The organism is Mucilaginibacter sp. P5_A4, from assembly GCF_056400605.1.
Genome location: NZ_JBFUKX010000044.1, coordinates 21,051 through 44,219, shown reverse-complemented (window position 1 = coordinate 44,219; position 23,169 = coordinate 21,051). Strand labels below are relative to the sequence as shown.

General features: G+C 41.6%; 21 protein-coding genes. 12 read left to right on the top strand and 9 right to left on the bottom strand.

Going from position 1 to position 23,169, the window contains the following annotated elements; all coding sequences use genetic code 11:
- Nucleotides 1-12: 12 nt before the first annotated feature.
- The 3 genes from AC1DQW_RS21670 to AC1DQW_RS21660 all read left to right on the top strand — a co-directional run bounded on the left by AC1DQW_RS21670 (nucleotide 13) and on the right by AC1DQW_RS21660 (nucleotide 1,611).
- Nucleotides 13-348, top strand: a complete 336-nt coding sequence (locus AC1DQW_RS21670) for a cupin domain-containing protein (RefSeq protein WP_477455969.1) — start codon at nucleotides 13-15, stop codon at nucleotides 346-348.
- Between the two features lie 27 nt (nucleotides 349-375).
- Nucleotides 376-1,029, top strand: a complete 654-nt coding sequence (locus AC1DQW_RS21665) for a CPBP family intramembrane glutamic endopeptidase (protein WP_477455968.1) — start codon at nucleotides 376-378, stop codon at nucleotides 1,027-1,029.
- Between the two features lie 72 nt (nucleotides 1,030-1,101).
- Nucleotides 1,102-1,611, top strand: a complete 510-nt coding sequence (locus tag AC1DQW_RS21660; RefSeq protein WP_477455967.1) for a GNAT family N-acetyltransferase — start codon at nucleotides 1,102-1,104, stop codon at nucleotides 1,609-1,611.
- Here AC1DQW_RS21660 and AC1DQW_RS21655 read toward each other — a convergent pair.
- Nucleotides 1,608-2,234: a CatA-like O-acetyltransferase gene (locus AC1DQW_RS21655; RefSeq protein WP_477455966.1), complete on the bottom strand. Its 627-nt coding sequence runs from the start codon at nucleotides 2,232-2,234 to the stop codon at nucleotides 1,608-1,610. The genes AC1DQW_RS21660 and AC1DQW_RS21655 overlap by 4 nt on opposite strands.
- The gene (locus tag AC1DQW_RS21650) at nucleotides 2,231-2,920 is read right to left on the bottom strand and encodes an HAD family hydrolase (RefSeq protein WP_477407404.1); all 690 of its coding nucleotides are present in this window, start codon (nucleotides 2,918-2,920) and stop codon (nucleotides 2,231-2,233) included. The genes AC1DQW_RS21655 and AC1DQW_RS21650 overlap by 4 nt, the downstream gene beginning before the upstream one ends.
- A gap of 170 nt (nucleotides 2,921-3,090) precedes the next feature.
- On the opposite strand from AC1DQW_RS21650, the gene AC1DQW_RS21645 reads away from it, so the two are divergent.
- Nucleotides 3,091-3,471: a DUF1493 family protein gene (locus tag AC1DQW_RS21645; RefSeq protein ID WP_477455965.1), complete on the top strand. Its 381-nt coding sequence runs from the start codon at nucleotides 3,091-3,093 to the stop codon at nucleotides 3,469-3,471.
- 74 nt (nucleotides 3,472-3,545) lie between these two features.
- Here AC1DQW_RS21645 and AC1DQW_RS21640 read toward each other — a convergent pair whose 3' ends face one another.
- The gene (locus AC1DQW_RS21640) at nucleotides 3,546-3,767 is read right to left on the bottom strand and encodes a PspC domain-containing protein (RefSeq protein WP_477420712.1); all 222 of its coding nucleotides are present in this window, start codon (nucleotides 3,765-3,767) and stop codon (nucleotides 3,546-3,548) included.
- Between the two features lies 1 nt (nucleotide 3,768).
- Nucleotides 3,769-5,055 carry a DUF2851 family protein gene (locus AC1DQW_RS21635; RefSeq protein ID WP_477455964.1) on the bottom strand — a complete coding sequence of 429 codons (1,287 nt, stop codon included), beginning with the start codon at nucleotides 5,053-5,055 and terminating at the stop codon, nucleotides 3,769-3,771.
- A 156-nt stretch (nucleotides 5,056-5,211) separates the two neighbouring features.
- Here AC1DQW_RS21635 and AC1DQW_RS21630 point away from each other — a divergent pair, with 156 nt between their 5' ends.
- Together AC1DQW_RS21630 and AC1DQW_RS21625 are read left to right on the top strand one after the other, a co-directional pair.
- Nucleotides 5,212-6,372 carry a glycoside hydrolase family 130 protein gene (locus AC1DQW_RS21630; RefSeq protein ID WP_477455963.1) on the top strand — a complete coding sequence of 387 codons (1,161 nt, stop codon included), beginning with the start codon at nucleotides 5,212-5,214 and terminating at the stop codon, nucleotides 6,370-6,372.
- A gap of 74 nt (nucleotides 6,373-6,446) precedes the next feature.
- Nucleotides 6,447-6,968 carry a DinB family protein gene (locus tag AC1DQW_RS21625; protein ID WP_477455962.1) on the top strand — a complete coding sequence of 174 codons (522 nt, stop codon included), beginning with the start codon at nucleotides 6,447-6,449 and terminating at the stop codon, nucleotides 6,966-6,968.
- Nucleotides 6,969-6,996: 28 nt separating this feature from the next.
- Here AC1DQW_RS21625 and AC1DQW_RS21620 read toward each other — a convergent pair whose 3' ends face one another.
- On the bottom strand, nucleotides 6,997-8,157 hold the full coding sequence (locus AC1DQW_RS21620) for a glycerate kinase (RefSeq protein ID WP_477455961.1): 1,161 nt from the start codon (nucleotides 8,155-8,157) through the stop codon (nucleotides 6,997-6,999).
- Between the two features lie 214 nt (nucleotides 8,158-8,371).
- On the opposite strand from AC1DQW_RS21620, the gene AC1DQW_RS21615 reads away from it, so the two are divergent.
- The gene (locus AC1DQW_RS21615) at nucleotides 8,372-9,817 is read left to right on the top strand and encodes a sensor histidine kinase (protein WP_477455960.1); all 1,446 of its coding nucleotides are present in this window, start codon (nucleotides 8,372-8,374) and stop codon (nucleotides 9,815-9,817) included.
- Between the two features lie 23 nt (nucleotides 9,818-9,840).
- Here AC1DQW_RS21615 and AC1DQW_RS21610 read toward each other — a convergent pair whose 3' ends face one another.
- Nucleotides 9,841-10,869, bottom strand: coding sequence for a GntR family transcriptional regulator (locus tag AC1DQW_RS21610; RefSeq protein ID WP_477455959.1), 1,029 nt, complete (start codon nucleotides 10,867-10,869; stop codon nucleotides 9,841-9,843).
- Nucleotides 10,870-11,043: 174 nt separating this feature from the next.
- Between AC1DQW_RS21610 and AC1DQW_RS21605 the strand changes: the two genes are divergently transcribed.
- Nucleotides 11,044-12,702: an alpha-L-rhamnosidase-related protein gene (locus AC1DQW_RS21605; protein WP_477455958.1), complete on the top strand. Its 1,659-nt coding sequence runs from the start codon at nucleotides 11,044-11,046 to the stop codon at nucleotides 12,700-12,702.
- A gap of 144 nt (nucleotides 12,703-12,846) precedes the next feature.
- On the opposite strand, the gene AC1DQW_RS21600 is transcribed toward AC1DQW_RS21605, so the two are convergent.
- From AC1DQW_RS21600 to AC1DQW_RS21590, 3 genes are all read right to left on the bottom strand, one after another.
- Nucleotides 12,847-13,857, bottom strand: coding sequence for a cytochrome d ubiquinol oxidase subunit II (locus AC1DQW_RS21600; protein WP_477455957.1), 1,011 nt, complete (start codon nucleotides 13,855-13,857; stop codon nucleotides 12,847-12,849).
- A 12-nt stretch (nucleotides 13,858-13,869) separates the two neighbouring features.
- On the bottom strand, nucleotides 13,870-15,177 hold the full coding sequence (locus tag AC1DQW_RS21595; RefSeq protein WP_477455956.1) for a cytochrome ubiquinol oxidase subunit I: 1,308 nt from the start codon (nucleotides 15,175-15,177) through the stop codon (nucleotides 13,870-13,872).
- Nucleotides 15,178-15,679: 502 nt separating this feature from the next.
- Nucleotides 15,680-16,717 carry a LacI family DNA-binding transcriptional regulator gene (locus AC1DQW_RS21590; RefSeq protein ID WP_477455955.1) on the bottom strand — a complete coding sequence of 346 codons (1,038 nt, stop codon included), beginning with the start codon at nucleotides 16,715-16,717 and terminating at the stop codon, nucleotides 15,680-15,682.
- 130 nt (nucleotides 16,718-16,847) lie between these two features.
- Between AC1DQW_RS21590 and AC1DQW_RS21585 the strand changes: the two genes are divergently transcribed.
- The 4 genes from AC1DQW_RS21585 (at nucleotide 16,848) to uxuA (ending at nucleotide 23,167) form a co-directional block, all read left to right on the top strand.
- The gene (locus AC1DQW_RS21585; protein ID WP_477455954.1) at nucleotides 16,848-18,332 is read left to right on the top strand and encodes a xylulokinase; all 1,485 of its coding nucleotides are present in this window, start codon (nucleotides 16,848-16,850) and stop codon (nucleotides 18,330-18,332) included.
- A gap of 124 nt (nucleotides 18,333-18,456) precedes the next feature.
- Nucleotides 18,457-19,785 carry a xylose isomerase gene (gene xylA / locus AC1DQW_RS21580; protein WP_477455953.1) on the top strand — a complete coding sequence of 443 codons (1,329 nt, stop codon included), beginning with the start codon at nucleotides 18,457-18,459 and terminating at the stop codon, nucleotides 19,783-19,785.
- Between the two features lie 52 nt (nucleotides 19,786-19,837).
- Nucleotides 19,838-21,538 carry a sodium/sugar symporter gene (locus AC1DQW_RS21575; protein ID WP_477455985.1) on the top strand — a complete coding sequence of 567 codons (1,701 nt, stop codon included), beginning with the start codon at nucleotides 19,838-19,840 and terminating at the stop codon, nucleotides 21,536-21,538.
- A 432-nt stretch (nucleotides 21,539-21,970) separates the two neighbouring features.
- Entirely contained in the window at nucleotides 21,971-23,167 is a 1,197-nt protein-coding gene (gene uxuA, locus AC1DQW_RS21570) for a mannonate dehydratase (RefSeq protein ID WP_477455952.1), read from the top strand.
- Nucleotides 23,168-23,169 lie beyond the last annotated feature (2 nt).

Here is a 23,169-nt window from a genome sequence, read left to right as displayed (position 1 = left end):
TAAATTTGCTTTATGCAAAACCAATTTTTCCATCATTTCAGTGATATCGTAACCAAAGAAATAGCGCCCGGCTATTTTTCCAAACTAATTCATACCAGTGGCAACACCATTAATTTTATTGAGGTAAAAGCCGGCATTTCACTTCCAATGCACAAACATATACATGAGCAATATTCCTTTGTTATTGAAGGTGAATTTGAGCTTACCGTTGATGGCGTTCCACAGGTTTTGGATCAGGGAATGTTTGCCACTATACCATCAAATATCATTCATGGTGGTACAGCGGTTACCGATTGCAGACTAATAGATATATTTAGCCCGGCCCGCGACGACTACAAGTTGTTGTAACATTCGGCTTTTCCATTAGTCGAAATTATGATGACTACAAATTGGAAAAGAATAGCAACTGATTTGCTTATGATCGCTTTTTTGGTGGTCTTTCCGCATATGGGTTTGCTTCCCATGTTTGCTTTTTCTATTTTATTATTGCTGCTCATTGGCCTATATCTTAAATTCTTTAAGGAGGGATTCGGCGACATAGGTTTTAAGTTTTCAGCCATAAATTTGAAATCTGTTTGGCTTGGTGGTGTTATAGGTGTAGGGTATGCCATGCTTGCTTATTGGGGTATTGGGCCTTTTTTTGATCGTTTAGGCTTTACCCCGGCTAACTTATCCGATTTTAAATACATCAGGCATAATACCATCAATTACCTGTACCTGCTAAGTATTGCTGGTTTCCTGGTTATCCCGTTTGAGGAGATTGTTTTCAGGGGTTTTATATTTACCCGGATAAAAGCTTTATTTGGATACTGTAAATGGGCTTTTACTTTAAGCGGATTAATCACTTCCATATTATTTGCTTTATATCATTACCAGGAAGGTACGGGTGCCATGCTAAGTATATTTTTATTTGCTTTATTCATCACCTGGCTTTATAAGGTGTTTGATGGTAATTTGTGGTACCTCATATTCTTCCACATTTTTTACGATGTTTTTATGCTGAGCGCCATTTACCTGGGTTACATGTAACATTAAATGCTATAACACCTTTCATTTAATATAGTTAAATATTAAGTTTGCCCTCCCAAAAAACAAAACAATATGCCCATAACAAAAGCTACCCTTGCCGACGTATCCGAATTGAATGCTTTAATTAACAGTGCTTACCGGGGCGAAGAATCAAAAAAAGGCTGGACAACAGAAAGTGATCTGATAGGTGGGATCAGGATAGATGAACCCATGCTGATTGATTACCTTAACAATGACGCCATTACGCTGTTAAAATATGTTAATGAAGATGGCATAATCATAGGATCGGTTTACCTTGAAGTTAAGATTGACAAGTTGTACCTGGGCATGTTTAGTGTATCGCCAACATTACAAAACGGGGGAGTAGGCCGTGCTTTAATTGAGGAAGCCGAAGTTATTGCAAAACAATTGGGTTTACATACCATCAGCATGACTGTTATCCGGAGCCGTAAAGAGCTCATCAACTGGTACGAGCGCCGTGGCTATACATTTACCGGCGAGATTCAGCCCTTTCATGATCACGGTCGCTTTGGTTCACCTAAAGAGTTGATCGAGCTAATAGTGATGGAGAAGCAGATTTAAACTCCGTTGTCCATTAATTTCTGAAAAAGGTCTATAAACTGACCAACATGTAAGCCATCAATTAATGCATGGTGTACATGAATTGATACTGGCATTGACCTTTTATCGTCCTGCTGTGTCATTTTACCAAACGAGATCCTTGGGCAGCTATCGGGCAAGCCAAAAATACGGGCGTGTGATATGCTGGTAAAATCTATCCAGGGTAAAGATGAAAAACGAATGATGTTATTGGCGTTCGACCGGATCAGCTCATTTGAGTTTTGAACGCTTTCAACCTCCTTATTCGCAGTTATAATAAATTGATCAAATAGGGGAGCATAAGGAATATATCCAAAGCCAAAAGTGCCATTGCTGCGCCCGATGGTTGAGCCGGCGTCTATTTGATCATACACATAAACCTCGTCGTCCTCCACTCTTAATTTAAATGACTCAAGAGCATTTGCAGCGGCCAGTGCGCGGTGCATGGTATACAGGAAAAACGATACTCCCTTTTCTTTGGCGAAGCTATAAGCATTGGTACAATCAAGCTTTACTGTAACACCATAAAAAGGCTCGTCAAACTGCTTGAAGAAAAGAAAATGCTCCTTACGAATCCATGTATCAAGGTGTAACTTTTGCTTCATACCTGTATCGCAGTCAATATATCCTTAAGTGTATCGGCATGCCTGAATTTTTCATGCGTAAGGATGGTTTCAACATGCTCATGCGCCCAGGTGGTATGGAAAGGAACATGAATTGCATGCCCGCCAATATTAAGCACCGGCATCACATCAGATTTTAAGGAATTGCCTACCATCATAAACTCGCCTGGGTTGATGTCAAGGTGTTTGATCAGTTTGATATAATCATCTTCCTGCTTATCACTCATAATCTCGATATGGTGAAAATAATGCGCCAGGCCCGATTTTTTTAGTTTTCGTTCCTGGTCAAGCAAATCGCCTTTGGTAGCAACAACTAACCTGTAATTGGTTTTTAAGGCTGATAATACTTCTTCGACACCATCCAGCAGCTCTATAGGTTCGTTAAGCATTTGTTTACCGTATTCCAATATAATTTCGATGACTTCAATACTGATCTTCTTTTCGGATATACTGAGTGCGGCCTCAATCATGCTGAGGATGTATCCCTTTATGCCATAGCCATAAAGGGCCAGGTTATCAATTTCAACTTTAAAAAGCTCGCTCGATATACTATGTTTCGGTAAAAAATCTTCCAACAGGCTGCAAAACTTTTTTTCGGTGTTTTGAAAAAAAGGCTCATTCACCCAAAGGGTATCATCGGCATCAAAAGCAATAACTTTTAATTTCATGGCAATTAAGAAAAAACGTACTGCAATAATAGTAATACGCCTTTAATTATCCATCAAAAAGCTTACCCGGTACAGCTTATAAATCAAATTTACCTTTTCGGTAACCTTTTTTTAAAAAAGTAGTCTCCATGGTGCAACCTTTATTTTTAAAACAACGTCCTATAAACAATATGATCAAAACTATTCAATTAATGGAAGAGATACTGCCGCCTTTAAAAGAATTTATTGTTGATTATTGCAGCCGCTACAAAATCATTAGTGTGGATCCTGGCAGTTTATGCCTTGATACCAGCCTTGACCTTGATCTGGATATTTTTGATATCGAGATAGATCTTTTCCTGGCTGATTTTGCCGACCAGTTTAATATTGATCAATCAAAATTTACCTGGTATAAATACGGCTATCCAAAGGGATCAACCCGGGTAAGAATGATAAAAATGGTATTTGGCTATAACAGCTCCTGGGTAAAACAGCTTGCGCATTACTGCTACAAACCTAAGTTTAGAGTACGCAACCTGCAAAATGCGGTTATCACAGGAATGTTAGTGTGAGTGTTAAGTAAAATTGCTATACAATTTAGTCGGTAATCGTTATAATAAATTTAATCCAGCTCCAGATAAAACCTCTATAAATCTGTAACTCTCGTATGATTCCTTTTTATGTAATTACGAATATCCAATACTATCCCTGCAAAGAAGTAAAATATCAGCGGGAAGCCTACAGCTAAAAATGAAGAATATATAAAAAACAGGCGGATTTTTGCAATGGAAACGTTAAATCTTTCGCCCAGATAAGTGCATACACCAAAGGAGTACCGTTCAAAAAAAGTAAGTATTCTCTGTAGCATGTCAGGTCAGCTTTAATATTTTATTACCAACGCCGCAATGCAGGCATTTCTTATAATTACAGTAGTTATTTTTTAGTTCAAGCAGTGCCTGCGATTCAAACGCGTTTGTAATTTTCAGCCCTAAGTTAACAAAATCTTCGGTAATATTGTTCTTTTCGGCCGGTAAATTTTCTAAAAGTTTAAGGCTACGACTTATATAGTGCTGTTGCTGGTGATGTTTGCCAAAACTAAACAGGAATAAAGCAAGGGTATTGATAAGCAAAATATCTACAGATGATGCCCCCATAATTTTAGGCGATGGCTTTGAAGGTACATCAAAGCGAAAATGATCGTCCCAATAGGCGTTTGTTTTTATAGATGCGAAAAGGCTTCTTAGTGCATCGATATCCTTTACCTCCAATATCTTGGAGAACAGATGGTTAGAATTTACAATGAGTGCTGCAAATTGAGCCAGCCTCACCGTAGGGAAATTTTGAGGCCGTAACCGCATAAACTTCCATAAGTGATTTTCTATCGGCTTCAAACTATATTTCTTCCGCAGAAAATCATATTCCTTTTTTAGTTTGTTTGGATAATCATCTTTCAAATCACCATCTAAAAATCCAGCCTGTCCAAATATCAGCGCCTCTATCTGCATCTGGTTGTTTTTGTGTTTGCTAAGGGTAAGCTGTGGCAGCGACTTAGCGAGTAACTCAAAAGGTAACGCGTTAGTTTTAAAGCCAAAGTTTGCAGCTAAAAACTGGTAAAAGGTTTCCTCCCAGTCGCCACGATTAATTGCCAGAGCCGATGTTACTAACGCCGATTTCTTTTCGAGCCGTTCAACCAACACCCGTGTTAGCCAGTTATGCATAATGAGCCCATCAACAGTGCCAATGCTGGCTTCGCAAGGTATAATGGTTTGGTTACCGAATACCATCTGGTGGTAACGGTTATATAGTTCGGCTGGGATTCTGTCTCTTAGTTGAAGAGTTGGCACCTTGCGCCCGCTGGTTAAAACAAGCGGCAGGTCATTATTATAAACCACATGCAAAATTACATTGTTATAAGCATCATCATTGGTATGGCCATGCTTTTGCCAATCAGAGGCAGAAAGGTGAACTTCAACATTACCGGCCCAAAGGGTGTCATCTATTTTGATCCGGGCATTGTGAAAATCGGGGCCGGCATCAGTATTATGTGTCCCCGTCGAAAATATTTCAAGCGTTTTACCATCTTCGGTTTGCAGGTCTATGCGATCAAATAGCCTGAATTTCCATACATAATGCAAAAAGTCTTCGGTGAAAAGCATGGTTTAAATATAGTAAATGTGATTTATTTAACTCCGCTCAAACTATTTTGAATTACTACTATATTTCATCTACATTGGCGGCTTCGCCATACAAAGGGATGTGTGCCTGTAATAAAAATAGCGCTCCCCCAAATTATATCTTTAAATGAGCCAATTATGATGATTAACTTAATAAAAACCGGGAAGATATTAGCCTTTGTTTTGGTAGCCCAGACCTGCCTGGGTCAGATTCCCAAAAATACATTACCCTCATGGGCTTTTGGAGGTTTTGAAAGACCGGCAAATATAAACCCTATCATATCACCCGATACCAGCTCAAAATTTAAAGACCCGGTAAGTAACAAAATGGTGCCATGGGAAGCCAATGATACGTTTAATCCGGCTGCGGCCATAAAAAACGGCAAAGTGATTGTATTGTATCGGGCAGAGGACTTGTTTGGTATTGGAATTGGTTTTCGCACATCGCGCTTAGGATATGCAGAAAGTGCTGACGGCATTCATTTTAGCCGAAAAAAAACACCCGTACTTTACCCGGATAATGATATAGCAAAAAAATATGAATGGCCCGGTGGCTGCGAGGATCCGCGTGTGGCGGTTACACCTAATGGAACATATGTTGTTTTTTATACCGAATGGAATCGCGAGTTGCCGCGTTTGGGAGCAGCAACTTCCAAAGACCTGGTACACTGGAAAAAGCATGGGCCTATCTTTGAAACAGCTTATCATGGTAAGTTTTTTAATATTGCCAGTAAATCCGCATCCATCCTTACAAAGGTAGTTAATGGAAAACAAGTGGTGATTAAAATTAATGGTAAATACTGGTTGTACTGGGGAGAGCAGCATGTTTATGCAGCTACATCCACCAACCTGGTTGACTGGGCGCCGGTTGTTGATAAAAACGGTGAGCTAAAACAATTGATATCACCCCGCAATGGCTATTTCGACAGTGATTTGACAGAATGCGGGCCGCCGGCTTTAATGACCAAACAAGGTGTCATCTTATTTTATAATGGTAAAAATAAGGCAGATGAGAACAGGGATAAAAGGTTTAATGCCAATTCGTATTGTGCCGGACAGGCATTGTTTGATAGGAAAGATCCTTCAAAAAATATTACCAGGCTGGATGTACCTTTCCTGCGACCGATGGCTCCCTTTGAAAAAAGCGGGCAATACGTTAACGGCACTGTATTTATAGAAGGTATGGTTTATTTTAAAAAGAAATGGTTCCTGTATTATGGCTGCGCCGATTCAAAGGTTGCGGTAGCTATATATGATCCATCCGGGCCAGCTCCGCCGGATCCTGTTGAAGATAAGTGATAATACACAATATAAAAAACCGTAAACTATTTAAACGGATAGATGTTAATTGCTTATGAATAATTTTCAAAGCTATGAACGATTTACTATTCGCCGAACAATTTGCTAAAGAACTGGAAGCTGAAGTACCTTCCACCCTGAAATGCCTGGAACGTATCCCGCCAGAGCTTTTCGGCTGGAAACCGCATGAAAAGTCAATGGAACTGGGTTACCTGGCATTGCTTGTTGCCGAGATCCCTTTATGGATAACACATATTATAAAACATTCAGAAATCGACTTTGCTACTTTTCAGCATATAAAGGCCCAAACCACCCAGGACCTTGTGAACCACTTTAAACAGAATGTAACGGAAGCTAAAAGCACGTTATCGAGCATTAAGGAAGACACTTTGGCAGAAACATTTTACCTTAAGGCAAATGGCCGGGAATTATTTAGTTCGCCCAAGAAAGAACAGGTGGAATCAACTATTAACCACATGGTACATCATCGCGGTCAGCTAACTGTATACATGCGGCTGAATGATATTGCGGTCCCTTCTATCTATGGCCCATCGGCAGATGATAAAAGCTTTACGGCCGACAGCGGAGGACATTGATTAAAATCGCCATCCAATCTGATCAATGTTAGCGGCTGAACCTGTTTGCCGGTTTTAAAATTCCCATGCTTAATAGTTCACCAAGATCTTTCGCCACCCGCGTTAAATTTTGTTCTGTATGGGCTAATGCGGCGGGGATATCTGCGGGCTCGTTGCCAATGGCCATCAGTACATCAAAGTATTGTTTTAGTTTTTCGTTATTGTTAAGGGGAATTTTACCGGCTAAGCCAATTACAGGTATACCTTTTGCCTTTGCCCTGCAGGCCACCCCGAAAGGGCCTTTTCCCTGCAGGGTCTGTTCATCAATGCTTCCCTCGCCGGTTATTACCAGGTTGCTTTTACGCAGTGCCTCATCAAAATGAGTAAGTTCCATAAAATAATCAATGCCGTTTACGAGCCTGGCATTTAGCCAGGCATAAACCCCTGCAGATGCTCCGCCTGCAGTACCACCATATCGGGTTGCGGCCATATTTATATCGAGTTGCTGCACGGTAACATCATTAAACCTGGAAAGCCCTGCATCAAGTATTTTTACATCTTCGGAGCCTGCTCCCTTTTGCGGACCAAATACTGCCGCCGCCCCCTGCGGTCCCAATAACACATTATCTACATCACAAAGCACCACCAACTTTGTATTTTGCAGGCGGGTATCCATATTTGAACCATCAATCCTTTCCAGGCAGGGCAGGCTTTCAGGCATATTATCCAATAGATGGCCTTCGGCTCCGAAAAAATTAATGCCAAGCGCTTTTAAAATACCGGTTCCGCCATCAACCGTGGCCGAGCCGCCCATTGCAATTATAATGGTGCTTACATCAAGGTCGAGGGCTTTTTTAATCATTTCGCCGGTTCCGTAGGAGCTGGCCTTTAGCGGGTTTAGTTCATCATGCTTCAGCAACCTGAGACCGCATGCATCGGCCATTTCAATCACCGCGGTTTTGCCGCCATCAACCAAACCGAACGAGGCTTTAATTTGCCTGCCCAACGGATCATGAACATCCATAGTAACATAATTGCCCTGCAGCTTTTGGATGATAAGGGCAGCTGTACCATCGCCGCCATCAGCTATCGGGAAACATGCTGTTGTACATAACAGCTTGCTTTGCTGCAGTCCTTTTTCAATGGAAGTAGCGGCAGCCTGTGCTGTTATGCTATTTTTAAAAGCATTTGGTGCTATCAGGATATGCATAGTTTAGATTATATGAGAACGTGCAGTTTGGTGGTACGATGATAATAATAATGAAGAACAATTACCCATACCGTTTTTTAAACAACAGGAAGTTAGCAATTACAACGAAAATAAATAAATTGCGCACCTAATAATTTAAACAAAAGGTAGTAGGTAACGTATAAACCAAATTTACTATCTTGTTTATTGAGCCGATCACCCTCTTTTTTCTTTTATGCAGACCAAACTCGAACTCTACCAAAAAGTTATACCGCTTGTCCACCTGGGTATTTGGGAAAGAAATATATTAACCGACGAAATTTACTGGAATGCGGTAGTAAGGGGAATTTATGAGGTCGGCCCCGACTTTAAGCCAACTTTGGAAAAATCCATCGGGTTTTATGTTGATCAAAAGGCTATAAAGCAATTAATAGAAGATGCCATAACAACCAGGGATCCGTTAAGCGGAGAATTTGAGTTGCGAACAGCAAAAGGGAATACCAAATGGATAAAAGTTAGGATAAAGGCAAGTTTAGAAGAGGGGATATGTACAGAAATATACGGCACAATAGAAGACATTACCGAACAGGTTGACCTGCTTAAAAGATTGGCCGAACAAGAAGCGCAGTTTCATCATGCATTTGAATATGCGCCGATAGGTATGGCACTGGTATCGCCCGTTGGTGGATGGATCAGGGTGAACAAAATGCTATGCCAGATATTAGGCCGCGAAGAACACGATTTGAAAAAGGAGACTTTTCAGGACATTACCCATCCGGATGACCTTGATATTGACCTGGTACAAATGCATCAATTGCTGGATAATAAGATTATGGCTTATCAAATGGATAAGCGCTATTTCCATAAAAATGGTAATATTATATGGGCATCCCTAAATGTTACTTTAGTGCGTGATCAGCAGGGAAACCCCTTGTATTTTGTGTCGCAGATCAAAGATGTCACCGAAAGAAAAAACATGGAGCTGGAACGGATTAAAGCAATGGAGATCATTAGCGCCCAAAACAGCCGCTTATTAAACTTTGCCCATATTGTTTCCCATAACCTTCGTTCTCATACCGGCAATATTCAGATGCTTACCGATATGATTCTTAATGAGGAAGACAAATCGGAAAAAGATAACCTGACCGATATGCTGGGAACAAGCGCAAATAATTTGCAGGAAACGCTGGGATATTTAAATGAAGTGGTTGATGTGCATGCTAATAATAAGCACAATTTAAAGTACCTTAACCTGGCCCTGGAGATTAACAGAACAGTAAATATCCTGTCGGGATCACTGAAAGAGGCAGCAGCAAATCTTTCTATCAAGGTTGATCCTGAAATTGAAATTAATTGTGATAAGGCTTACCTGGAAAGTATCTTGCTTAATTTACTTACCAACGGTATTAAATACCGTGATCCTGAGAAACCGCTGAAAATAGCTATATCTGCTAACAGCCCCGGCTACAAAACCATCCTGGAAATTGAGGATAACGGCGTTGGCATAGACCTGAACAGGCACGGCCAAAATATTTTTGGCATGTATAAAACTTTCCATGGAAACAATGATGCGCGTGGAATAGGACTGTTCCTGGTTAAGAACCAGGTAGAGGCCATGGGCGGAAATATTACAGTAAAAAGTATACCGGGAAAGGGAACTACATTCAGGATTGAATTTTAATACCCGTTTTTTAAATTTCGGTTTTACAACGAACTTCTTAAGGTGACATTAAAGGGCACCGCAAAATGCTCATGGCAATTGCTTAGCGCAAACTCGGCGGTTTTGCTTCCCATAAGTTTAAAATCTGTAGATATGGTGGTAATACCATCAAGAATAATCTCTTTTAGCGCGGTTTCGTTATAGGATATAACGCCCACATCTTTAGCTACTTTGAGCTCAGAAGCAATGATTTTTTTGATCAGTTCAACCAGGTCATCTTCCATTAAACTGATATAAACCGTATCCCTTTGAATCGTTTCTGAAGCTAAAGAATCAACCACCTCATAATCAAATGCATACTGGCGGCAAAAATTAAGAAAACCTTTAAGGATCTCTTTGGAATGATATGTTTTACCGGGAAATATCAGCTTAATAGTATGGTACTTAGTTAGCTTATCAAGCAGCTTCTTAAGGGCTTCATAAACATCCGACGCAAAATTTTCGTAAATGGCCGCAAATTTACCGTTTACGCCCGGTACCAGGTTATCCAGCAGGATCAGCTTATCCTTTGGAATGGTATTGATGATCTCATGAGCCTTGGTTTCATTATCCAAAAAATGGGGGATGATGATGTATTTGGCATAATCGTTCTGGAAACTATCAGCAATTATCTTTTTAAAAAAGTAGAAATCGTTGTTATAAATATAAAAATCAATGGTAGCCAGTTCGCCAATGGTAGCAACAAAGGCATCGTAAATTATCTTTTTATGTGCGCTTAGCTTGTTGAACAGCAGGAAGATCTTCAGTGGCTTTTGAAAATCGGTATTCGAGATAAAAAAACCTTTACCCGGTACCGAGCTTACAATACCTTTATCCTTTAACTCCTTGTAAACCCTTTCAATGGTATTGCGTGATGTATCCAGTGCAAAACTGAGGTCATTAATAGAAGGCAGCATATCATCCCTAACAATATCACCACTTTCAATTGCCCTGATGATGGCATTTGATAACTGAAGGTATTTTGGAGTAATAGAATACTCATCAATAGATAATATTTTCAGGTAGTTCTTCACGCTTTATAATTGGGCTGGCACAAATGTAATATTCCACAATTATATTTTTAATTTAAAAAGATAGTACAGGATGGTTTCACAACTGCATATTTTTATATTGCAACAACCAATTATTTCTTTGCCCGGTCTTCTCCATGTTACCAAAACAAAGAACTCAATCTTAAATTAACCTTTATGGCGCCAATCAGACCAAACGCTAAGTTCATTTTTTTATTCACCTGCGCTATCGCATTGATAACGGCTAATGTAAAAGCCCAGGACCCCTATGCCGGTTACAGGCAATCCTGGCTAAAAAAAGCCGAAGAATGCAAACCCAAGCTCATCGAATCTGTAAAACAACCAATCGCCCTTGTGAAACTTGAAAAAGATGCAGCGGCTTTCCAGGGCTGGAAGACAGTAAAAGCCGATGGGGTAGATGTACTGTACAACAACTCATTTAAAAAACAAAGCGGCGTAGTTGCTGATTTTGGCGAACACATGACCGGCTATTTCACTTTCACCGTAAAAGCAACAAAGGGTGTTATGGATGCCCCGTTAAGGTTAAAATTTACCTTTGGTGAAGTTCCTTCAGAATTGGCGACACCATTTGATCCCTACCCGGGAACACTGAGCCGGGCCTGGCTACAGGACGAGATTGTTACGGTTACCGAGTCGCCCGCCACTATTACTATTCCGCGCAGGCTGGCTTGCCGTTTTGTGAAGATAGAATTGTTAGGGGCATCAAATTACTTTGATTTTGCAATCACTAATATTGAATTTAAGGCAACAACGTCCGTAGCCACAGCACCTGCCGCCTTAGCCGCCGGAACGTCGCAAATGATACAGGATATTGACAGGGTAGGTTTAACTACTTTAAAAGAGTGCATGCAAACCGTATATGAAGATGGGCCAAAACGTGATCGCCGGTTATGGATAGGAGACCTTTACCTTGAATCATTGGCTAACCTGTATTCTTTCCAGAATAATAACCTTACCAAACGCTGCTTTTATTTACTGGCTGGTTTATCTGCCGAAGATGGGGTGCTGATATCAAATGTATTTGAAACACCCGAGCCTCATGCACAAACCGGCAACCGCCTGCTTGATTATTGTTTCCTGTACAATGTAGCATTGAAGGAATACGTTACCGCCACCGGCGATAAACAAACCGGTAGTGATTTGTGGCCTGTTGCCAAAAAACAACTCGATATGATTAAAAAATATGCCGGCGAAGATGGTATGGTGGACTATGTAAAAGCGGGCAAAGAATGGTGGGTGTTTTTCGACTGGAAAAACGATCTTGATAAACAAACCGTTTTGCAGGGTTTAAGTGTTTATACGCTTAACCAAACCTATGCCCTGGCTAAATTATTAGGCAAGGAAAGTGAAGTTGCCGAACTTCCTGCATTAGCCAAAAAATTAAAGGGCGCCGCGCATAAAAACCTGTATGATAAAAAATCGGGCCTGTTTGTGAGCGGGGTAGATAAGCAGGTATCATATGGTGCGCAAGCCTGGATGGTATTAAGCGGCGTAGCTACCAAAGCCGAAGGACAAAAAGCGCTAAAGGCGTTACCAGCTGTAACCAATGCGGTACATCCCGGTGCGCCATATATGTTTCACTATTATGTGGCGGCTTTAATTGAAAGCGGTTTAAAAACCGAAGCCAAAGAAGCGCTCACTACTTACTGGGGTGGGATGATCAAAAAAGGGGCTGATACCTTTTGGGAAGTTTATGACCCTAAGGACGAGCTGAAATCTCCCTACGAGTTTTACCCGGTGAACAGCTACTGCCATGCCTGGAGCTGCACGCCGGTTTATTTTATAAGGAAATACCCGGAGATATTTCAGAGGTAAGATTAAGGCCTTCACTTTGTCATCCTTGAGCAAATGGTTTGTCATCCTGAACGGAGTGAAGGATCTATTCTGCGCTATGCATCTTCGCCCTATACAGTTTGCGAATAGATCCTTCACTCCGTTCAGGATGACAAAAAGGTGAGATTACCTATCCTTCCTTTGAAAGCTGTAATACAAATACCCCAATGCAGGCAGTATAAACAAACTACCAACCAGCAATCCTATCGCCAGGTAATCAATAGTATTATTGGTGGCATGATCGGTTAAGAGCGACATAGAGCTTCCTCCTTTAAATATCACGAAACGGGGGAAGCGTGTTGCACCAACCGAAATCAGGATCATGCTTACCTGGAATGCGGCCAATAACCTGATCCATTGCCGGTTTTTCTTTTCGGATATGATAAACCATAATAATACCAGCGATAGGGTAGCGGCTATCACGGCTGTAAGGCTTACCGGGTTGCCAAAAATCCATTTGGATAAGCCCACATGCTCAATCTCGGATGCAATGAAAACCAGTCCCCCGCAAATAACGGCCACAATGTTTGATACTTTTGCTTTTTTGATATAGCGTTTTATATCATCAACATTATCTGTTTCGCCTACAATATAGATTGCGGCAAGAAAACCGCAAAGAGCCACGGTGAAGAAGCCTACAGCTACCGAAAACCAATTGAGCCAGCTAAATATATAAGCACTTACAAATGTTGCAGCTGTTGGATCAATTTGACCAGACAGTGCGCTGCCGGCAATAATGCCTAAAAACAAAGGCGTAACAAAGCTGGAATACACAAACATGTGGTTATAAAACGCCTGTGTTTTTTCGTCTTTTACTGCATCATAATTACGAAAGGTAAAGGCAGTACCACGGGCAATAATACCCAATAGCAGGATTAACAGGGGAATATGCAGGTATGTGCACATTTCGCTGTAAATATCCGGGAAACCTACAAAAAGGATAACCACGGTAATAATTAGCCACATGTGGTTGGCCTCCCAAATGGGGCCTATAGCCTGGTACATGGTTTTGCGGGTGCGGTACTTATTATCGGTTGATGTAAACAACTCAATGATGCCCGCGCCAAAATCAGCACCACCCAGCAGGAAATAGAGGGTAATGGCGGCAAATAAAAATAGGATAACAACGTATAACATAATATCAGCGGGTTAACGGTCGTACAATTCTGGTACCATCTGGATCTGTCTTTTCAGCAGGAAAATAACAAATACACTCAGGGTGAAGTAAATGAAGGTGAACAGGTAAAAAGTATACTGAATGCCGGGCATTTTGGTTACGGCATCGCTTGTGCGCATAACTCCCTGTATTATCCATGGCTGGCGGCCAACTTCGGTAACCGTCCATCCGGCCTCCAGGGCAATAAAGCCCAATGGCGTGGCAATAATGAATAATTTAAGAAACCATGCTTTGTTAAACCATTCCTTCTTTTTCCAAAGGGCAATAAAATACAGGATCCCGATAAACATCATCAGTGTACCGATGCCTACCATGATTTGGAATGCATAATGCGTAATGGCAACAGGAGGCTGATCCTTAAACGGGATTTTGTCCAGCGCATTCACAGATGTTTTAAAATTATCGTGAACCAAAAAGCTCAGTAAGCCGGGAATCTCTAAACCATAATTTACTTTTTTAGCTACGGTATCCGGTATCCCGCCAATAATCAGCGGCGCATATTCCTGGGTATGAAAATAGGCTTCCATTGCGGCAAGCTTGGCTGGCTGTCTTTTGGCTGCACCTTTGGCCGAGATATCGCCACTTAAAGGTTGAAGGATGGCCGCCGCCGCGCCAAATATTATAGCTATTTTAAATGATTTGGTATGAAAAGCAATGTTTCTTTTTTTATAGATCATCAGCGCGTGGATTCCCGCTACCGCGAAACCCGTTGCCGAAAAAGCAGCTATGGTCATGTGTAACGATTCAGAAAACCAGGCCTCGTTAAACATGGCTTTTAAAGGGTCGATGTTTAAATACTTACCGTTCACATAATCAAAACCGGATGGGCTGTTCATCCAGGCATTGGCCGAAACCACTAAAATACCCGATGCTATCCCACTTATACCAACCACCACCCCGGTAACCCAGTGAAACCAGGTGTTAAGCTTGTTCCACCCGTAAAGGAAAAATCCCAGCGCAATTGCTTCAATAAAAAAGGCCGTACCCTCCAATGAAAACGGCATCCCAAATATGGGGCCTGCATGCTTCATAAACGAAGGCCACAACAAACCCAGCTCAAACGACAGCATGGTACCTGATACTGCTCCGGTGGCAAAAAATATAGCTACACCTTTGCTCCAGGCTATGGTAACGTTTTTGTAAACCGGATTTTTGGTTTTTATCCATTTATAATGCGATATGGCCATAAAAACAGGCATAACCATACCAATGCAGGAGTATATAATATGAAAACCTAATGATAAGGCCATTTGCGACCTTGCTGCAATAAAATCATCCATAGTAGTGATATAAATTATGGTTGAAAGTTAAAAGCTATATGGCACAAATGTAACAGAAATGTTAATTGATATTGAATATGAATTATGGACATTTTATGGTAAAGTATTGTATTAGTGGATGGAATTTAGTAAAAAATGAAGAGATATTACTCAATGTATACGAAGCCGTTTAAGCTTGATTTATTAATTTTTTTATACTTCTAATGAAGCACATATCCACGCGTCATTACGAGTGATCACCAGGCGTAAACCGGAAAAAACAGCAATGACATCTTAAAAAAGTGCGTCATTGCGAGGAGGTACGACGAAGCAATCCCCAACTATATAGAGCGAATCTGCATAGCTGCTCTGTAATTCGGGGATTGCTTCGTACCTCGCAATGACGATTAAGAGGGTTGCGTGTAAAAAAAAGCATACTGATTTTCAATAGTATTTTCTCACACGTCATCCAATTTTATTCAGGTTCTTGCCTGATGGCACCTCGAAAGGACAACGAAACAACCTACCCCTTCCCATTCTTCGCCGTCGATCCCCTGATGATCAGCTCGGGCTTAATACTGATGATTTTCGGCTTTGCTGTAGTATCGGTATTGCCCTTTTCCTGGAAATACAGGTTGGCAACGGTGTTACCCATGTAAACGCTAAACTGGTCGATAGTGGTAATGGACGGACTGGTGATTTCCGAAAAGCCTTCATTTGCATAGCCGCAAACACCCAATTCAGATGGCACTTTTATTTTCATGGCATTGGCTACCTCCAAAACACCCAGTGCCGAGAAATCTGATGTGGAAGCAAAAATGGCATCGGGAGGCTGGGGGAGCGTTAATAGTTTGCGGGTTCCTTCGGCGCCCAGTTCTTTTGTCCAGGCGTTTTCAACTATCAGTTCGTCAATCACATCAATATTGTAGGCTTTTAATGCCCGCAGGTAACCCGATTTACGTTGTTTAAAAATACTGAGGTTTTGAGGGCCTTCAAGCAATCCAATGCGTTTATACCCGCTTTCTATCAGGTGCGATACGGCTTCGTAAGAAGCCTGCTCATTATCATTGATCACTTTCAGCGTTTCCAGTTCCTCGGCCACGCGGTCAAACTGGATAAGCTGGATGCCATGATCTATTACATTTTGAAGGTGCTGGTAATCGTTCCCATCTGCAGATACAGATATTACTATACAATCAACATCCTGGTTTATCAACGTATTTACACACTGGATCTCTTTATCATGCAACTCGCCCGATTGGCAGATGATCAGGTTATACCCCTTTTGATAAGTAGCTTCTTCTATACCGGCAATCACATTCGCAAAAAAATTCTGGTTAATACGGGGTACTACCACGCCAATGGTTTTTGAATGCCCCTTACGCAAATTTGAGGCAAGTACGTTACGCTTGTAGTTTAACTCATCGGCTGTTTTCATGATGAGCTCCCTGGTTTTTTCGTTTACCTGGTTACTGTTATTCAGCGCCCTTGATACCGAAGACGCGGTTATACCCAGCTTGRCGGCAATGTCATAAATGGTAGTACGTTTTCCTTTTTTCATTATAAAGTGCAATTTGGAAAAAATATTTTACGCAATCGATTGTAATTTTAAATATTTAATTAATTTCGTGGAATTATTTACCAAAAGTAAACCCGTTTTTAGTATTCATGTTAGTAACCCAAAAAAAATCATGCTGTTATTAGGGATTGATATCGGCACATCGTCGGTTAAAGTTAGCGTTGTTAACGCGGATACGCAACAAATTATAACGTCGGCGCAATTCCCGGATGAGGAATCGCCAATAAAAGCCATACATCCGGGCTGGGCCGAACAATCACCATTAATGTGGTGGGAACAGGCACAAAAGGCCTTAGAGAGATGCCATGCCAAAGGTGCTTATGATTCGCAGGATATAGCGGCCATAGGTATAGCCTACCAGATGCACGGTTTGGTATTGGTTGATAAAGACCAGAATGTATTGCGCGATAGTATTATTTGGTGCGATAGCCGCGCTGTTGAAATTGGTGATAAGGCGTTTGCTGCCATCGGCGAGGAGAATTGCTTATCGCACCTGCTAAACTCCCCCGGAAACTTTACTGCATCCAAACTGGCCTGGGTTAAGGAAAACGAGCCGGAGATCTACGCAAAAATAGATAAGATCATGCTGCCCGGCGATTATATCGCCATGAAACTAACCGGCGATATAACTACGTCGGTATCTGCATTATCCGAAGGCGTATTCTTCGATTTCAAAACCAACAGCATCTCCAAAGAGGTTATCAATTACTTTGGTTTTGATGAAAGCATATTCCCGGTAATTAACCCTGTATTTTCGTCGCATGGCGCATTGCTTACTTCGGTTGCCGAAAAGTTGAAACTAAAGGCAGGCATCCCGGTAACCTATAAATCCGGCGATCAACCCAATAATGCACTTTCATTAAATGTATTGAACCCTGGTGAAGTAGCGGCAACAGCCGGTACATCGGGCGTGATTTACGGCGTGAGCGATCAACTTGCTTACGACCAGCAGTCGCGCATCAATACTTTCGCCCACGTTAATTATACCGAAGCAGAAAAACGCTTAGGTGTATTATTATGTATTAATGGCACCGGTAGCTTATACCGATGGGCAAAATACAATTTCGGTGCAGGTTTAAGCTATACCCAGTTAAACAACGAAGCAAAAAAAGCGCCGTTAGGCAGCGACGGCTTACGGGTATTGCCATTTGGCAACGGGGCCGAGCGGATGCTGAACAATAAGCAGGTAGGCGCCCATTTCCAAAATATCGACCTCAACCTGCATACCCAGGCTCATATTTTCAGAGGGGTACAGGAAGGTATTGCCTGCGCGTTCCGTTATGGATTTGATATTATGCGCAGTAATGGCATGAACCCAACCGTGATCCGTGCCGGTAAAAGTAACTTGTTTTTAAGTGAGCTGTTCGCCGAAGCTTTTGTAAACGCCACAGGTGTTCCTGTTGAATTATACAACAACGATGGCAGTGTAGGCGCGGCATTAGGCGCCGGAATAGGAGCGGGGATCTTTAAATCGCCGGCTGAAGCATTTAGTAATACAAAAGCTATACAGTTAATAGAACCAACAGCAACCACCGCGTTTGAGCCGATATACCAGGAATGGAAGGCGCTTTTGGATGTGAGGTTAGTTAAAGGTTAAAGGCGAAAGGCGAAAGGTCAAAGGCGAAAGGTCAAAGGCAAAAGGTTAAGAAAAGGGAAAAGAAAAATTCAATAATTCAATAAATCAGTAATTCAATAATTAATACAATTCAATAATTTAAAATATGAGTATTATCACCGGAGAAAAAGAATTCTTTAAAGGAATAGGCCAGGTTAAATTTGAAGGCCTCGAATCAGATAATCCATTAGCGTTTCGTTGGTACGATGCTAACAGGGTAGTAGCTGGCAAAACTATGGCCGAGCATTTACGTTTTGCCTGTTCTTACTGGCATTCATTTAACGGTAATGGTGCCGATCCGTTTGGCGGTGCTACCCACATTTTTGCATGGGATGAAAAAGCGGATGCTGTTGAACGTGCCAAAGACAAAATGGACGCGGCATTTGAGTTCATCACCAAAATGAACATTCCTTACTACTGTTTCCATGATGTGGATGTGGTTGATTATACCAATGATGTTAACGAAAACGACAGGCGCTTACAGGCTTTGGTTGAATATGCCAAACAAAAACAAGCCGAAAGTGGCGTAAAATTACTTTGGGGAACAGCAAACCTGTTTAGTCACCGCAGGTACATGAACGGTGCTGCTACCAATCCCGATTTTCATGTACTGGCCCATGCAGGCGCCCAGGTGAAAGCAGCTATTGATGCAACCATTGCTTTGGGTGGCGAAAACTATGTATTCTGGGGAGGCCGTGAAGGTTACATGAGCCTGTTGAATACCGATATGAAACGCGAGCAGGAACATTTAGCCAAATTTTTACATACAGCTAAGGATTATGCCCGCAAGCAAGGCTTTAAAGGTAATTTCTTTATAGAGCCAAAACCTTGCGAGCCTACCAAACACCAGTATGATTATGATGCGGCTACCGTATTAGGCTTTTTGCAAAAGTACGACCTGTTGAACGACTTTAAACTTAACCTGGAAGTGAACCACGCTACTTTAGCTGGCCATACATTCCAGCATGAGTTGCAGGTAGCAGCCGATTCTGGTTTATTAGGTTCGATAGATGCCAACAGAGGCGATACGCAGAACGGCTGGGATACCGATCAGTTCCCGAATGATATCAATGAGATCACCGAATCGATGATGATCATATTAGAAGCAGGTGGTTTACAAGGTGGCGGTATTAATTTTGATGCCAAAATCCGCCGTAACTCTACAGATCCGGCCGACTTGTTCTACGCCCATGTTGGTGGTATGGATATTTTTGCCCGTGCTTTGGTAATAGCGGATAATATCCTGCAGAAATCAGAATACAAAAAGATCCGTACTGACAGATATGCTTCATTTGATACAGGTTCTGGAAAAGATTTTGAAGGCGGTAAGCTTTCATTGGAAGATTTGCGTACCTATGCAATAACCAATGGCGAGCCAAAAACATTAAGCGGCCGACAAGAATATTTAGAAAACTTGATAAATCGCTATATATAGTTTATAATTGTCAAACTAACATTATTAAAACCAACTTGACCAAACAATGAACCTGAAAACCCTCTCGTACGGCGATTATGCTGTATTTTTTATCTACTTTGTTATAGTTTCCAGCTATGGCTGGTGGGTATATAAGCGCAAACATAACGCCGACGCGACCTCAAAAGATTACTTTTTGGCAGAAGGGTCGCTTACCTGGTGGGCAATCGGGGCATCATTAATCGCATCCAATATCTCTGCCGAGCAATTTATCGGTACAAGCGGATCGGCGTTTAAGATGGGTTTAGCTATTTCAACCTACGAGTGGATGGCGGCAATTACATTGATCATTGTGGCAGTATTTTTTATACCGGTGTATCTTAAAAACAAGATCTTCACCATGCCGCAGTTTTTGCACCAGCGCTATAATGGCACTGTAGCTATGATCATGGCCATCTTTTGGTTGTTACTGTACATTGTGGTTAACTTAATGTCTATCCTTTATCTTGGTGCGTTAGCTATCAGTGGTATATCAGGATTAGATATCCACCTGTGTATCTGGTTGCTGGCTGCATTCTCTGTTGTTATCACGCTGGGTGGGATGAAGGTAATCGGTTATACCGATGTTATACAGGTTGCTGTGCTTATTTTGGGTGGTTTAATGGCTACTTACCTTGCATTAACGCTTTTAAGCGAAAAAGAAGGTACTACCGGCTTGTTAAACGGCTTTAAAATATTGCATACCGAGGCTACCGATCACTTCCATATGATATTCAAGAAAGATAATCCAAACTATATGGATCTTCCTGGTTTATCGGTACTGATAGGTGGTATGTGGATCACCAACCTTAACTATTGGGGTTGTAACCAGTACATTACGCAAAGGGCTTTGGGTGCAAACCTTAAAACCGCGCGTGGTGGTATCCTGTTTGCGGCTTTCCTTAAATTGCTGATGCCGGTTATTGTGGTGTTGCCGGGTATTGCTGCTTACCTGCTGTACCAAAAAGGCATGTTCCACCAGGAAATGATGAGTTCATCGGGTGTTATGGATCCTAATAAGGCTTATCCATCGCTGCTTAACTTGTTGCCAACCGGGTTAAAGGGTCTTTCATTTGCCGCTTTAACAGCTGCAATTGTAGCATCGCTGGCGGGTAAGGCAAACAGTATAGCTACTATTTTCACACTGGATATTTACAAAAAAGCCATTAACCCTAATGCTACCGATAAAAAACTGGTAAGTTTAGGTAAATGGTCTGTGGTGGTTGCAATGGTATTGGGTATCATTTTATCCGAGCTTATTGGCAAGGCATTAATGGGCGAGGGTAAACAAGGGTTTCAGTATATACAGGAATACACAGGCTTTGTGTCTCCGGGTATATTTGCCATGTTTATTCTTGGTTTTTTCTGGAAAAAAGCTACTTCAAATGCGGCCTTGTTTGCAACCGTTGGCGGTTTCATCATGTCGTGTTTCTTTAAACTGTTACCTCGCTTTGCCGATCTGAGCTTCCTGTCGCCATATGGTTTTTCAAAACTGGCTTTACAGGATGATAAGGTTACCAAACTTTACGAGATCCCTTTCCTTGATCGTATGGGCTTTGTAWTTATCATTTGCGTTGTTGGTATGTACATCATATCAAAAATTGACCAGGCAAGAGGTATTACCACCAACGGACTGGAAATTGATGCATCTATGTTTAAAACATCAAGAGGATTTTTAGCCGGTGCATTGATAGTTACAGGTATAGTTGTGGCGCTTTATTCAGTTTTCTGGTAGTAAAATAATTCTGTATAAATGTTAAAAGAGCGGCGGGTTGAATACCTGCCGCTCTTTTTTTATGGATATAAATGGTATAAATATTAATAAAAAAAGCTCGTTTAAAGTTAATGTGTAAACCTATTTCAGGATAAGAAAAGTGTCAGTTTTTTAAAATGTTAAAGCGTTGATAATCAGCATAAATGGCGTTCCGTAGCTATAAATCTAAAAAATACTAAAATATTGATTATCAGCGATGAAGGTGTTCCGGCCGTTCCAGTGTTCGGGGGCGTTCCGGTGGAACACCTGCTGTTATATATTGCCAGGCAGTTCATTCCAGCTACTCCATTGGCCTTTCACGCAAACGTTATCGTAGATTGTTTCAAATAACGTTTCCAACTTGAAATAATGATGTGTAATTTGCCGGTCAAACTACAATACCATTAACCTATAGTGAATAATTTAGAAGAAACATTCAGATGGTTTGGCCCTGCCGATCCGGTTACATTAACAGCTATTGCTCAATCTGGTGCTACAGGGGTAGTTACCGCGCTTTACCACATTCCGGTAGGTGAAATTTGGGGGCTCGACGAAATAATCCAACGTAAAACAATAATTGAAGAGGCCGGTTTAAGCTGGTCTGTTGTGGAAAGCGTTAATATTCATGAAAGTATTAAAACCGCATCTGCCGACAGGGACAAGTATATTGAAAACTACGTCAGCACCCTTCAGAATTTAGCAAGTGCGGGGATTACAACCGTATGCTACAACTTTATGCCCGTTTTGGATTGGACACGTACCGATCTTGACTACCTGTTACCCAACAAAGGAACGGCTTTAAGATACGATGCAAAAGCGCTGGCCGCATTTGACCTCTACATATTGGAACGCAATGGCGCCCGGGATGATTATAGCAGCGCACAGCAGCAAATAGCCAAACAGTATCTTGAAAGCATTACTGCCGAAGAAAAAACGCAACTCATCAATAACCTGATGGCTGGCCTTCCTGGTACGGATAAAACATTATCTATCAGCGAGTTCAAAGAGCATTTAAAACGTTATGCCGATGTTGACGCCGCAGGATTAAAGGACAACCTGGCTTACTTTTTACGGGGGATTATCCCTGCGGCAGAAAAAGCAGGCGTGAAAATGTGTATCCACCCCGATGATCCACCTTTCCCGATATTAGGCTTACCAAGGGTAGTCTCTACCGAACAGGACCTGGCAGATGTGGTGAACTTTTGCCCGTCGCCAAGTAATGGCTTAACTTTTTGCAGTGGCTCCCTGGGAGCACGGGAAGATAATGACCTGCCCGGTATTGTAGAAAGGTTAGGGGAGCATATCCATTTCCTGCACCTGCGCAATGTACAGCGCGAGGCTGATGGCAGCTTTTATGAGGCTGAGCATTTGGGTGGCAGCACAGATATGTATGCAGTGATGAAGAACATTGTATTGGAGCAGCAAAAGCGGGAAAAGGACGGTCGTGATGATATTGCCATACCAATGCGCCCCGATCATGGGCATAAACTGCTGGATGATTTTAATTATAAAACCTATCATGGATATTCTGCAATTGGCCGTTTAAAGGGTCTTGCCGAATTACGGGGGTTGGAAATGGGTGTTAAACGGTCTTTACTTGATAAGGCATAAAT